13 protein-coding genes are annotated in these 12,818 nt (G+C 67.4%); 7 read left to right on the top strand and 6 right to left on the bottom strand.

The genetic code is table 11. The features are described 5' to 3' along the window. Positions 1 to 81 precede the first annotated feature (81 nt). Both egtD and egtB read right to left on the bottom strand, forming a co-directional pair. Positions 82 to 978: an L-histidine N(alpha)-methyltransferase gene (gene egtD, locus AC07O3_RS23560; protein ID WP_256329591.1), complete on the bottom strand. Its 897-nt coding sequence runs from the start codon at positions 976 to 978 to the stop codon at positions 82 to 84. A gap of 110 nt (positions 979 to 1,088) precedes the next feature. Next, complete coding sequence (gene egtB, locus AC07O3_RS23565; protein ID WP_495340464.1) at positions 1,089 to 2,345, bottom strand: ergothioneine biosynthesis protein EgtB; 1,257 nt, start codon at positions 2,343 to 2,345, stop codon at positions 1,089 to 1,091. 157 nt (positions 2,346 to 2,502) lie between these two features. On the opposite strand from egtB, the gene AC07O3_RS23570 reads away from it, so the two are divergent. Together AC07O3_RS23570 and AC07O3_RS23575 are read left to right on the top strand one after the other, a co-directional pair. Beyond that, a complete protein-coding gene (locus AC07O3_RS23570; protein WP_093058314.1) occupies positions 2,503 to 3,849 on the top strand; it encodes an NAD(P)/FAD-dependent oxidoreductase in 1,347 nt (448 codons plus the stop codon). A gap of 18 nt (positions 3,850 to 3,867) precedes the next feature. Continuing rightward, entirely contained in the window at positions 3,868 to 4,116 is a 249-nt protein-coding gene (locus AC07O3_RS23575) for a hypothetical protein (protein WP_097199583.1), read from the top strand. A 24-nt stretch (positions 4,117 to 4,140) separates the two neighbouring features. Here AC07O3_RS23575 and AC07O3_RS23580 read toward each other — a convergent pair whose 3' ends face one another. Beyond that, a complete protein-coding gene (locus tag AC07O3_RS23580) occupies positions 4,141 to 6,051 on the bottom strand; it encodes a PhoX family protein (RefSeq protein ID WP_495340465.1) in 1,911 nt (636 codons plus the stop codon). An 83-nt stretch (positions 6,052 to 6,134) separates the two neighbouring features. Next, positions 6,135 to 6,659 carry a thermonuclease family protein gene (locus tag AC07O3_RS23585; RefSeq protein ID WP_093078768.1) on the bottom strand — a complete coding sequence of 175 codons (525 nt, stop codon included), beginning with the start codon at positions 6,657 to 6,659 and terminating at the stop codon, positions 6,135 to 6,137. Positions 6,660 to 6,779: 120 nt separating this feature from the next. On the opposite strand from AC07O3_RS23585, the gene AC07O3_RS23590 reads away from it, so the two are divergent. Continuing rightward, positions 6,780 to 7,262: a tetratricopeptide repeat protein gene (locus AC07O3_RS23590; protein ID WP_093058310.1), complete on the top strand. Its 483-nt coding sequence runs from the start codon at positions 6,780 to 6,782 to the stop codon at positions 7,260 to 7,262. 7 nt (positions 7,263 to 7,269) lie between these two features. Here AC07O3_RS23590 and AC07O3_RS23595 read toward each other — a convergent pair whose 3' ends face one another. Then, a complete protein-coding gene (locus tag AC07O3_RS23595; protein WP_489017135.1) occupies positions 7,270 to 8,967 on the bottom strand; it encodes a long-chain fatty acid--CoA ligase in 1,698 nt (565 codons plus the stop codon). A 216-nt stretch (positions 8,968 to 9,183) separates the two neighbouring features. Here AC07O3_RS23595 and AC07O3_RS23600 point away from each other — a divergent pair, with 216 nt between their 5' ends. Both AC07O3_RS23600 and AC07O3_RS23605 read left to right on the top strand, forming a co-directional pair. Continuing rightward, positions 9,184 to 9,624 (top strand): OsmC family protein, encoded by a 441-nt coding sequence (locus AC07O3_RS23600; protein ID WP_426392129.1) that lies wholly within the window; start codon positions 9,184 to 9,186, stop codon positions 9,622 to 9,624. A 43-nt stretch (positions 9,625 to 9,667) separates the two neighbouring features. Then, positions 9,668 to 10,633, top strand: coding sequence for a Bug family tripartite tricarboxylate transporter substrate binding protein (locus AC07O3_RS23605; protein ID WP_495340466.1), 966 nt, complete (start codon positions 9,668 to 9,670; stop codon positions 10,631 to 10,633). A 22-nt stretch (positions 10,634 to 10,655) separates the two neighbouring features. On the opposite strand, the gene AC07O3_RS23610 is transcribed toward AC07O3_RS23605, so the two are convergent. Beyond that, complete coding sequence (locus tag AC07O3_RS23610; RefSeq protein WP_495340467.1) at positions 10,656 to 11,381, bottom strand: Crp/Fnr family transcriptional regulator; 726 nt, start codon at positions 11,379 to 11,381, stop codon at positions 10,656 to 10,658. Between the two features lie 142 nt (positions 11,382 to 11,523). Between AC07O3_RS23610 and AC07O3_RS23615 the strand changes: the two genes are divergently transcribed. After that, complete coding sequence (locus AC07O3_RS23615; RefSeq protein ID WP_093058326.1) at positions 11,524 to 12,042, top strand: ester cyclase; 519 nt, start codon at positions 11,524 to 11,526, stop codon at positions 12,040 to 12,042. Continuing rightward, positions 12,039 to 12,812: an SDR family NAD(P)-dependent oxidoreductase gene (locus AC07O3_RS23620; protein WP_495340468.1), complete on the top strand. Its 774-nt coding sequence runs from the start codon at positions 12,039 to 12,041 to the stop codon at positions 12,810 to 12,812. The genes AC07O3_RS23615 and AC07O3_RS23620 overlap by 4 nt, the downstream gene beginning before the upstream one ends. Positions 12,813 to 12,818 lie beyond the last annotated feature (6 nt).

Here is a 12,818-nt window from a genome sequence, read left to right on the forward strand (position 1 = left end):
CTTTCTTTTGCCTACTTTTCTTTGGCGAAGCAAAGAAAAGTAGGTCGCCCGCCGGGGCGAGTCCCGGCCCCGGAACAAAAACTAGGCAGCCAACCAGTGAACGCTAAAGAGCTTCTCAGGATCCGTCCAAACCGCAGCAGGCCGAAACCCAGCCCGAGCAGCCAAAGCCCGAAGCCCTTCAACAGTGAACTTATGCGAGTACTCAGTATGAATAGTCTCGCCCTCCTCAAACCCAAACCGTTCCCCATTCAACGAAACGCTCTGAGCCCGCCGGCTAACAAGATGCATCTCGATCCGCTGCCGAGGCGCGTTGTAGAACGCCGCATGCGCAAACCCATCGACATCGAAGTCCGCATCCAGCTCGGCATTCGCCCGACGCAGCAGATTGAGATTGAACTCCCCCGTAACCCCTTGCGCATCGTTGTAGGCCGCATGCAAGCGCCCCGGATCCTTCACCAGATCCACGCCAATCAGCAGCCCACCCCCACGCAACATCCGCGCAGCCAGCTGCAAAAAGGCCAGCGCCTCCTCAGGCTCGAAGTTCCCGATCGTCGACCCCGGAAAAAACCCGACTCGCCGCCCCGAACCAGCCATAGGCGCAGGCAGCACCAAAGGCATCGTGTAGTCCGCAGCAATGGGCTGCACCACCAGCTTCGGATAGTCCGCTTTCAACCGCTCGGCCGCAGCCTCCAGGTGCTCCCCTGAGATATCGATGGGCAGATAGCGCTTCGGCGCCTGCAGCGCATCGAGCAGCAGCCGCACCTTCGTGAGCGACCCCGCCCCGAACTCCACGATCTCCGCGTTCGGCCCGATCTGTTCGGCGATCTCCCCGGCGCATTCGCCAAGAATGCGCAGCTCGGTGCGCGTCGGGTAGTACTCCGGCAGCTCGCAGATGCGGTCGAACAGCTGCGACCCCGCCGCGTCGTAGAAAAACTTCGGCGAGATGCTGCGTGGCGACCGCGCAAGTCCTGCCTGCATCTCCCGCCCGAACTCGGACAACGGCGTCGCGGCCGTGGAAGAAGAAGAAACACGCGGCTGCGCAGCAGGCGCGAACGACAGCGACGAGGAAGAAGTTGGATTGCGCATGATCAAAGGTCTTTCGCGAGCCGCAGCCCCGAGAACTGCCAGCGCGCCGCCGGCGGAAAGAAGTTGCGATAGCTGGGCCGCGTGTGCCCTGCCGGCGTGGCCACGCTGCCGCCTCGCAGCACCAGTTGCCCCACCATGAACTTGCCGTTGTATTCGGCCGCGATGCCAGGCATGGGACGGAAGCCGGGATACGGGTCGTACGACGAACGCGTCCATTGCCAGACATGCCCCGTCATCTGCGAGATGCCGGGTGCGTCGAACGCGGCTTCCCATTCGAATTCGGTCGGCAGTCGCGCGCCGGCCCATTCGGCGTACGCGGCGGCTTCATAGAAACTGAGCTGCGATACGGGTGCATCGGCCTCCATCGGCCGCACGCCGTGCAGGCCGAACACTTGCCAGCCTGCGTTGCCCTGCTGTTGCTGTGCGCCAAGGCCAAGGCGTGGATCGTCCGGCTCGAGCCAGTACGCCGGATGCCTCCAACCGTTCGCCTGCACGGCAGCCCAGCCATCGGACAGCCAGAGCTCGGCCCGTTGATAGCCGCCGTCCGCGATGAACTGCGCGTAGTCGCCGCAGTTCACCAGCCGGTCGGCAATCGCATAGGGCTGCAGCAGGGCCTTGTGGCGCGGGGTCTCGTTGTCGAAGGAAAAGCCCGGCCCCGCGAACCCCACTTCGAGTACGCCGCCGGCTTGTTCGATCCAGCGCACCGCAGGCGGCACGGCAGCCAGCCGCAGCGCGGGCCCGCTCGCGGGCTTGTAGGCCGGCAGCAGCGGGTTGCACGACAGCGCGTGCAGGATGTCGGTGAGCAGCAGTTCCTGGTGCTGCTGCTCGTGGTTCAGCCCGAGCGTGACGATGGGCTCGACGGTAGCCCAGTCGAGCCCGCTCTCTTCGAGCAGCGCGACCACAGCCTCGTCAACGTGCCGGCGGTAGGCATGCACCTCGTCTACCGAAGGCCGCGTCAGCAGTCCGCGCTGCGGCCTCGGATGCCGCGGCCCGAGTGCCTCGTAATACGAGTTGAAGAGGTAATGAAAACGTGCATCGAAGGGCTGGTAGCCGCCGGAATGCGGCTGCAGCAGCACGGTCTCGAAGAACCACGTGGTGTGCGCGAGGTGCCACTTGGTCGGGCTCGCGTCGGGCATCGACTGGATGCACTGGTCTTCGGCGGAAAGCGGAGCGGCAAGCGCCAGGCTCGTAGCGCGCACCTCGCGAAACCTGTCGCGCAGTGTGCTCGCCGCCTGTGTGATCGGCCGGGAAAGCGTCATGGGGTCTCCAGTCGGGTCAGCCGCAAGTTTTAGCCCATCCGGGCTGCGGCGGCGCGTAGGACAAAACGCCGCCGCCCTGCCGCCGGCACTTCGGCAAAGGGCAGCCACTGTGGCACAAGATTCGAGGCCTTGCAGGCGGCTGCGTATCATCCGTGCGATGCAAACGACCAACCCCTCGGGCAGGCCCAAAGTCGTCATCGTCGGCTGCGGATTCGGCGGACTCGAAGCGGCACGCAAGCTGCAGAGCGCCGACGTGGACGTGACGGTGATCGACAAGACCAACCACCACCTGTTCCAGCCGCTGCTGTACCAGGTGGCAACCGCCGGGCTCGCCGCGCCGTCGATCGCGGCGCCGGTGCGCGCGCTGTTCCGCAAGCAGCCGAACATCACGACGCTGCTGGGCGAGGTGGGCGGCATCGATCCGGCCACGCGATCGGTGCAACTGGCCAATGGGGACCGCGTGCCGTACGACCACCTGATCGTCGCGGCCGGTGCCACGCACAGCTATTTCGGGCACGACGAATGGGCGCCCATGGCCCCGGGCCTGAAGACGCTGGCCGATGCCTTCGAGATCCGCCGCCGCGTGCTGCTGTCGTTCGAGAGCGCCGAGGTCGCGGCCGACCTGGAGCGCCGCCGCGCCCTGCTCACCTTCGTGGTGATCGGCGCCGGCCCCACGGGCGTCGAGATGGCCGGCACGCTGGCCGAGATCGCCAAGCACACGCTGTCGGGCGAGTTCCGCCACATCGACCCCGCCAGCGCACAGGTGCTGCTGGTCGAAGGCGGCCCGCGCGTGCTGCAGGCCATGCCCGAGTCGCTGAGCCAGAAGGCGCTCGAACAGCTGGAGAAACTGGGCGTCGAAGTGCGGCTCAACGCGCGCGTGACGTCCATCGATGCCACCGGGCTCGAAGTGCAGACCGGTGGTGGCGCAGACGGTGCACCGGTCGCCAGCTACCGAATCGATAGCAGCTGCGTGGTGTGGGCGGCGGGTGTGGCGGCCTCGCCGCTGGGCCGCATGCTGGGCACGGCCACCGGCGTCGAATGCGATCGCGCGGGCCGCATCAAGGTCGAGCCCGACCTGAGCCTGGCGGGCCATCCTGAGATCAGCGTGGTCGGCGACCTCGCCGCCGCCATGAGCCATGCGCCCGGCAAGCCGCCCAAGCCCGTGCCCGGCGTGTCGCCCGGCGCCAAGCAGATGGGGCGCGCAGCGGCCGCCAACATCCTGCGCCGTATCGCGGGCCAGCCGACGGTGCCGTTCCGCTATGCGGACTACGGCAACCTCGCGACCATCGGCCGCAACTCGGCGGTGGTCGACCTGGGCACGCCCTTCGGCCCGCTGCGCTTCAGTGGCCGGCTCGCGTGGCTGTTCTGGCTGTTCGCGCACGCGTACTTCCTGATCGGCTTTCGCAACCGCATCGTCGTGATGATGGACTGGGCAGGCGCCTACTGGAGCTTCCAGCGCAATGCGCGCGTGGTGGCAGACGTGCAGGGCAAGAGCGAGTCCTGAAGAAGGAGATCACGCGAAATGTCGCTGGCCTTGTGGATCGCGGTGCATGCCGCCGAAGCGCTCTTCTGCCTCTGGGTGCTGCGCTGGGGCGGTGCCGAACGGCTCGAAGGCAGTTTCGCCTCGGGCCTTGTCAGCAACTTCGCGCCGCGCTGGAGCGCCGAGGGGCTGCGCATGGCGGCGCTGATCCTGCTGGTCTTCTGCGCCATCACTTTCGTCGTGGGCCTGTTCGTGCCCTCGCTGCGCTGCTGGGTCGGCGGCTCCTGCTGAGCACCGCCAACCCACCCTACTCCATCAGGTCCCGATCACGCCGCCGTCGTTCTTGGTGATGGCGATGGTTGCCGAGCGCGGACGGCCCGCGCCGTCGGGCCACTTCGACACGGCGAGCGGACGATCCGGGTCGCTGCGCTCGTTGGCCGGCTCGCCCGGGTGCTGGATGTTGATGAACAGCGTGCGCAGATCCGGCGTGGCCGTGAGCCCGGTGATCTCGCAGCCGGCCGGGCCGAGCAGGAAGCGGCGGATTTCGCCCTTGGTCGGGTCGCAGGCCAGCATCTGGTTGTTGGGCAGGTTGGCGTACTCGCCCTTGCCCAGCGTGGAAGTCGACACGTCGGTCTCGATCCACAGCACGCCGCGCGCATCGACCATCAGGCCGTCGGGGCTGCCGAAGGTGTCGCCCTTGATGTTGCCCTGTGCTTCATAGCGCGTCTGCTTCGGGTCGCCCGCGAGCACGAGGTGGTTCCAGGCGAACTTGGTCGCGTCGAGGTCGCCGGTTTCCTTCCAGCGGATGATCTGGCCCATCGTGTTGTTGGAGCGCGGATTGGCCGCGTCCATGAAGGGCTGGCCGGCGGCGCCGCGGTTGCTGTTGTTGGTCAGCGTGCAGTAGACCTCCTTGGTGAGCGGGTCTACGGTGGTCCACTCGGGGCGGTCCATCTTGGTGGCGCCAAGCAGGTCGCTAGCCTGGCGTGCCTTGATGAGCACGTCGCCTTGCGTGGTGAAGCCCTTGTCGGCCACCAGGCCGTTCTTTCCCTGCACCAACGGCAGCCATTCGCCGGTGCCGTCCACGTCGAAGCGGCCGACGTACAGCGTGCCGTGGTCGAGCAGGTCTCGGTTGGCCGCGGCGCCGCCGGGCTTGACGCTGTCGCGGCTCACGAACTTGTAGATGTACTCGAAGCGCGAGTCTTCGCCCATGTAGATGACGGCGCGGCCGTCGTTGGTGAGCGCGGTGGCGGCGCCTTCGTGGGCGGCGCGGCCGAGCGCGGTGCGCTTGCGCGGCGTCGAGGTGGGGTCTTGCGGATCGATCTCGACCACCCAGCCGTAGCGGTTCGATTCGTTCGGGTTCTTCGACACGTCGAAGCGCGCTTCATGCTCGTGCCAGCGGTACTTCGCGCCATTGCCCTTCCTGATGCCCCAGCGCTTCTGGTGGGCGTCGGGCGTGTCGGTGCCTTCGAAGTAGTCGGCGAAGTTTTCTTCGCAGGTCAGGTACGTGCCCCACGGCGTGTGGCCGTTCGAGCAGTTGTTGAAGGTACCCAGCACCTGCGTGCCCGACGGGTCGGCGGCGGTGCGCAGCATGGCGTGGCCGGCTGCGGGGCCGGTGAGCGTCATCGGCGTCAGGGCGGTGATGCGGCGCGCGAAGCGCGAGGGTGCAAGCTGCGTCCACTTGCCGCCGTCGCGCTGCAGCTCGATGACCGACACGCCGTGCGCATTCATCGACTTGCGCACCTTCTCGGGCGTCCAGGTCTTCATGCCGTCGGTGTGCAGCAGGCCGTCGTCGACGTATTCGTGGTTCAGCACCAGCAGGCCGCGGTTGGAGCCATCGATCGGAAAGAAGGCCATGCCGTCGTGGTGCATGCCGGCCTGCAGCGCCTGCTCTTCAGCGGTGTTGGAGCCGTCGGTCTTGAAGGCGGGCATGGCGCCCGCGATGCCGGTGGCGTCGCCCCAGCGGTAGAGCACCTGGGTGCTGTAGCCCTCGGGCACGACCACGGTGTCGACGGCGGCCATCGGCACGCTCTTGAAACCGATGGCACGGCCCAGCGAACCCGCCGTGCCGCCTGTTGCCGCACACCCGGCCAGCGGGCCGAACAGCCCCGCAATCGCGGCAGCGAGGCCGCCTTGCACGAGCATGCGACGCTTCGGGTCGGACACTTCGTGGATCGTGGGATTGGCGGACGGGTTGGAGTCCTCCATGCGGGCGAAGTCTTTGGCCATGCTCTTGTCGTCGTGGGGTTACGGAGCCGGGCATAGTGTCGCCGCCTCGTGAATTCCGCATGACACGGGCCTGTAACAGGAACTTAGAAGAAGCCGCCCCAATGCGGCTGCTCGCCGCGCTGGCGCTTGCGCCAGTCCCAGGGCGGCGTCGGCTTCGAGTCGGCCCACAGGCCGGCGTGCCGGGCACGCGCGCTGTCCTGCAGCTTGAACAGCCCGCCGCCGCGTTTGGTGGCCAGGTGGTTGTAGTCGTACACCCAGGCCCAGCCTTCGGACACCATGCGGCTGCCGGCGTCCTCACCGTTGCAGCGCACGTCGGCCACCGTGCGGCCATAGCGGTCGGTGTCGATCTCGGTGATGAGCGCCTGCTCGCGAAAGCAGATGTTGCTCAGCGCCTGCTTGCTGCGCTGGCCGTAGGGCTGGGCTTTTTCGGGCGCGTCGATGGCGGCGATACGCACCTTCACGCGCTCGTAGGCGCCGATGCGGCCGCAGCGAGCGGTGAGCGTGTCGCCGTCGCTGATGCCCACGACGAGGCAGGTACGGGGAGCGGCTTGGCTCAGGAAGGGAGAAAAGGCAAGAAGGCAGGAAAGCAGCAGCGCGCGTGAATGCATGAAGAAGCGGCGAGATAGGCAGAATGGCAGGACCGATCGAGGCTAAGTGATCCACCCGGCGGAACCGATCGGTACACAGACTTTTTCTTTTGAACCACGCTTCGAAGGAGAGCACGCACCATGCAAGAACCTACCCAGGACGACTGGTTCCTCGCGGCCAACGACGCATGGGACGCTGGCGCGCACAAGAAGGCCCTCTCGCTGTTCCTCAAGGCCGCGGCCGCGGGCGAGACCCACGCGCTCAACAGCGTCGGCTATTTCCTCGACCATGGCATCGGCGTGAAGAAGAACCCCGCGGCCGCGCGCGACTGGTACCGCAAGGCCGCCAAGGCGGGCGACGTGGCGGGGTGCGCCAACCTCGCCATCTGCTACCGCGACGAGGGCAATTTCCGCTGGGCGCGCTTCTGGTTCGAGAAGGCCTATGCGCAGGGCGACGGCGATGCGGCGCTGGAGCTGGGACGGCTCTTCCTGTGGGAAGGGCCGAACCAGAATCGGCACAAGGTGGTGGACTACCTGGGCAAGGCGGTGGCCTCGCAGTCCATCACTCCGAACGGACGCACGGAGGCGGGGGCGCTGCTGAAGTCGCTGGGCCTCATCAAGTGAAGCGCGCTCACTTCGCCGCGTTCTCGTCCTCCTGCAGCAACCGCCACATCACCTTCCCGCTGCCGCTCTTCGGCAGCGCATCGACGAACTGCACCTTGCGCGGAATCTTGTAGACAGCCATGTTCTCGCGGCACCAGTCGATGATCTGCTGCTCGGTCGTGTCCTTGTGCGTGGCGCGCAGCACCACGACGGCCTTGACCGACTCGCCGCGGTAGTCGTCCTTGGTCGAGATGACGCAGGCCTCCTGAATCGCGGGGTGGCGAAACATCAGCAGTTCGACCTCGGCCGGCCACACCTTGAAGCCGCTCGCGTTGATCATTCGCTTGAGACGGTCGGTGATGAAGAAGTAGCCGTCCTCGTCCATGCGGCCCATGTCGCCCGAGCGGAAGAAGCGCTTGCCCTCGAACTCGACGAATGCGGCGGCCGTGGCATCGGGGCGCTTCCAGTAGCCCTGGAACACCTCGGGGCCGTGGATGATGATCTCGCCTGATTCGCCGATGGGCATCTCCTTCAGCGTGTCGGGGTCGACCACGCGCGCGTCGGTGCTCATGAACGGAATGCCCAGGCATTGCTGCTTGGGATGGTCCGACGGGTTGGTGTGCGAGGGCGCGGCGGTTTCAGTGAGGCCGTAGCCCTCCTGGTACTTCAGCCCGTACTGCTCGAGCAGGCGCTGCGCCACGGCCTGCGGCATCGCCGCGCCACCACCGCCGATGTAGGTCATGCTCGACAGGTCATAGCTCGCGAAGTTGGGGCTGGCCATGAGGTCGATGACCATGGTCGGGATGTTGGTCCAGGCCGTTACCTTCCAGCGCGAGATCAGCCGGCCGGCCACGTCGCGGTCCCAGCGCGGCATGATGATCAGCGTGGCCGCTGCGAGGATGGCCGTGTGCATCATGCTCACCACGCCGGTGATGTGGAACATGGGCACCACGGCCAGCACCACCGTCTCCGAGGTCGACCCGCCCCACATCTGGCCGGAGACCGCGTTGTGCATCAGGCTCGAATGGTGGTGGATGCAGCCCTTGGGCAGGCCGGTGGTGCCGCTGGTGTAGGGCAGCAGCGCCATGTCGTCGGCGCCCACCACGTGCTCGGGCGGCGGATGACCGGCCTCGAGCGCGTCGGTCCAGGCGATGACCTTGCCGCCGTCCAGCGCGGGCAGCGGATGGCGGGTGGTGAGCCAGTCTTTCCAGGCGGGGGCCGGGGCGTCGTCGCCCGACGCGTCGGCGTCGAAGGCGTCGGTGAACTGGGTCACGATCATGTGGGCGAGCCGATGCTCGGGTGGCAGCGCATTGCTGGCCTTGGCCAATTCGGGCGCCAGGTCGCCGGTGATGATGGCCACCTTGGCGTCGGGATCGGTGATGTAGTGCTTGAGCTCCTCGGCCCGGTTCATCGGGTTGACCGGCACCACCACCGCATTGGCGCGCAGGATCGCGAAATGTGCGATCACCAGCTGCGGGCAGTTCTGCATGTCCAGGATCACGCGGTCGCCGCGCTTCACGCCCAGCGCATGCAGCGTGCCAGCCAGGCGCTCGGCCTGGGCGGCGAACTCGCGGTAGCTGATCACGCGGCCGAAGAACACGAGCGCGGGCTTGTCGGGATAGCGTGCGGCCGAGGTGGCCAGGTTGTGCCAGAGGGAGGTGGCGGGGACGGTAATCGAATGCGGGAGGCGTTTGGGCCAGAACTTGTAATGCGGGCGTTGTTGCATGGTGAGTACAGGCGGGACAAAGAAAAGCGCGACAGCCCGCCAGCCTAAGCCGCCAAGGCCGCCGCTCCCATCGGGGAAGCCCCCGGAGCGTCGCCTAGGTGACGCCATTTCTTCTCACATGCGCAACCTTCTGCTCTCGCGCCTTGCGACTACAGACACGGGCCGCCTTCCGCGCGATACCTGTCAGCCTCCCACCCACCGAATGAAGGAACTCACATGGCAGCAGAAAAGCACGCAAGCGTTCACTGGGAAGGCGCCGGCAAAACCGGCAAGGGCCAGGTCAGCACCGAGACCGGCGCCCTGAAAGACTACCCCTACGGCTTCGCCAGCCGCTTCGAGGACGACAAGCGCGGCACCAACCCCGAGGAAATCGTCGGCGCGGCGCATGCCGCCTGCCTCACGATGGCCTTCGCCTTCGCGCTCGAAAGAGAAGGCCTGGCCGCCACGAAGATCGACACCAGGGCCGCCGTGCGGCTGGCCAAGGACGGCGACGGCTTCAAGATCGACCGTATTGCGCTCGAACTCGACGCCTCCGTGCCGAACCTCGACGAAGCCAGGTTCCAGCAGATCGCGGCTGCCGCCAAGGCCGGCTGCCCGCTGTCGAAAGCGCTGGCGAGCGTGCCCGAGATCACGCTGAAGGCCACGCTAGCCAGCTGAGTGCGCTGCTTATGATCGTCTCCCAATAAAAAGGAGACGGATCATGAACAAGCCTGCCCGGACCGCGCTCGCGGTCCTTTCTTTCGCCCTCGGCACGGCCGCGATGGCGGCCTACCCCGACAAGCCGATCAAGGTCGTCATCGGCTTTCCGGCCGGCGGCCCGCTCGACCAGCACGCGCGCCTGCTAACCGACAAGCTGCAGGCCGTGCTCGGCCAGCCGCTGATCGTCGACTACAAGCCCGGCGCGGGCGGCTCGGTGGGCGCCGACGCAGTCGCCAAGAGCCCGGCCGACGGCTACACGCTGATGCTGGCCAACACCGGCGTGGCCGTCATCAACGGCGCGCTCTACAGCAAGCTGCCCTACAACACGCAGCGCGACTTCGTGCCCATCGCGCGCACCGCCATGCAGCCGCTGGCGCTGCTGGTCACGCCCAAGCTGCCGGTGCAGAACCTCAAGCAGTTCGTCGACTACGCCAAGGCGCGGCCCGGCCAGGTCAACTACGGCTCGGCCGGCAACGGCGGCATCAGCCACCTGGTGCCCGAGATGTTCAAGACCGCGACGGGCATCTTCATGGTGCACATCCCCTACCGCGGCAGTGCGCCGGCCTTCACCGACCTGATGGGCGGGCAGGTGCAGTTCATGGCCGAGTCGATTCCGCAAGCCGCCAACTATCACAAGCAGGGCAAGGTGCGCGCACTGGCCGTGACCAGCCGCGAGCGCAACCCCGCCCTGCCCGACGTACCGACCGTGATCGAGTCGGGCGTCAAGGGCTTCGAGGTGGTGGGCTTCTATGGCTTCTTCGCGCCGAAGGACACGCCGAAAGACGTGGTCGCCAAACTCAGCGACGCATTCAGGCAGGTGCTGAACAACCCCGAGGTGCGCGACCGCATGGTGAGCCAGGGCGCAGACCCGGCCTTCCTGGGCAGCGAGGATTTCGGGCGCTTCCTGGCGACGGAAACGCCGCGCTGGGAAAAGGCCGTGAAGGCGTCGGGCGCGCGGATGGACTGATTCCGCACGCCTTCAGCGCGGCTCAGCGCGGCGTTGCGGCGTGCCGCTCCAGCTGCGCGCGGTCCAGCAGTTCGATGCCCCGGTAGCGCACGCGCAGCGTGCCGTCTTCTTCCCACAGCTTCAATTGCCGGTTCACGCTCTGGCGCGACACGCCGAGCATGAACGACAGGTCTTCCTGCGACATGCCCAGCAGCGTGCCGCCGCCCTCGCCCGGGCTTTGGGCGCGCGCGTCCAGCGTGAGCAGCCGGTGCGCGAGCCGCACCTGCAGCGGCATCAGGATCACGTCGTCGATCCACGCCAGCGCCTGGCGCAGCCTCAGGCAGACCAGCCGGGTGAAGGCCATGTGCACGTCGGGGTGCTCGGCCACCAGCCGGTGGAAATCGGCCGCCGCGACCACCGCCATCTCGGTCGTGTCGGCCGCGCAGGTGTCGTAGACGCGCTCGCGCCCGACCAGCAGCGACACCTCGCCGAACCAGTGGCCGGGTTCGAGCATCGCGATCACCGCCTCGCGCCCGCCCGGCGCGACCACGCTCACGCGCAACGAACCGCTGACCACGCCGAACAGCGCATCGGGCGACGACCCCTTGTGAAAGAGCGACTCGCCGCGCGCCAGCATGCGCCGGTGCGCCACGGCGAGCAGCCGCTGCTGCACGTCCCCGGCCAGCCGCATGTCGCTGTTGTGCACCGGTGACGGCTGCGCGTCCGGCGCGGCGCCGGTGGCGTTGGATGAAGGGGGCGTGCGTGGCATCGCGGGTTTGTCCCGAGCGGCGATTGCCAACACCGGACAGTCTTGTTGCGGGAGCGTGCCGATAGTAAGCAGCGAGCCCGGACCTGCGCATTCGCAGCAACCCGATGTCACCTGTCATCCCTGTCACATGGAGCACACCCCGATGAACGACAACAACACCCCACGCACCGAACTTCAAGCCCGCCGCGAGCGCCTCGTGCTCGATCACTTCGCCGACGAGACCCGGCAAGACTTCGACGCCGTGCTCGGCACCTTCCCGCATCCGCACTACGAGCTGATTCCCAGCGGCGAAGTGCACGACGGCATTGCCGACGTGCGCCAGTACTACGCCGACACGCGCCGCGCCTTTCCCGACCAGCGGCACGAGATCATCCAGTTGCGGCACGCCGACGATTCGGTGGTCGTCGAGTTCTGGCTGCTGGGCACGCACCGCGGTCCGCTCAAAGGCCTGCCGCCGACAGGCAACAGCTTTCGCTGCCGCATGAACGCGTTCTTCATCTTCGAAGGCGACCGGCTGGTGTGCGAGCGCGTGTACTTCGACACGCTGACGATGCTTCGGCAGCTGCTGGCCGGTGTGCCCGCGGAGCATGTCGCCGCGCTGGTAGGCGGGTTGCTGGGGCAGCCAGCCGCAACTCGCGCACCCGAGGCGGCGGCTGCATGACTGCGCTGCGCAACGATGCGCTCGCAGGCCGCCACGCCATCGTGACGGGCGGCGCGCGCGGCATCGGCCTTGCAATAGCGCGGCGCTATCTGGCGGCCGGCGCCAGCGTCGCGCTGTGGGACCTCGATGCGTCAGTACTGGCAAATGCGCTGCGAACGCTCGCACCGCTCGGCACCGCCACCTCGGCAGTCGTCGACGTGCGCGACGAAGACCAGGTCGCCCGTGCCGCCGCCCAGTCGCAGGAACGCTTCGGCGGCATTGACATCCTCGTGAACAACGCGGGCGTGCTCGGCCCGACCGTGCCTGCCTGGGAGCACACGCCCGCGCAGTGGCGCAACGTGCTCGACGTCAACCTGACGGGCGCGTGGCTGTGCTGTCGCGCGGTCGCACCGGTGATGCTCGCCCGCCGGCGTGGCCGCATCGTCAACATCGCCTCGGTTGCCGGCAAGGAGGGCAACGGCTTCAACGCCGCCTACTCGGCCTCCAAGGCCGGGCTCATTTCGCTGACCAAGTCGCTCGGCAAGGAGCTGGCTGCATCGGGCGTGCTGGTGAACTGCATCACGCCCTCGGCGGCCGACACCGAAGTGTTCGCGGCTGTGCCAGCCGAGCACCGCGAGCAACTGCGCACCGCCCTGCTCTCGCGCGTGCCGATGGGGCGCTTCGTCGAGGTCGACGAGGTGGCCGCGATGGCCGCATGGCTGGCGTCGGACGACTGCTCTTTCAGCACCGGCGCGGTGTTCGACATTTCGGGCGGCCGCTCGATGTATTGAGAGCCT

This window comes from Variovorax sp. GW821-FHT09D05 (assembly GCF_059416325.1).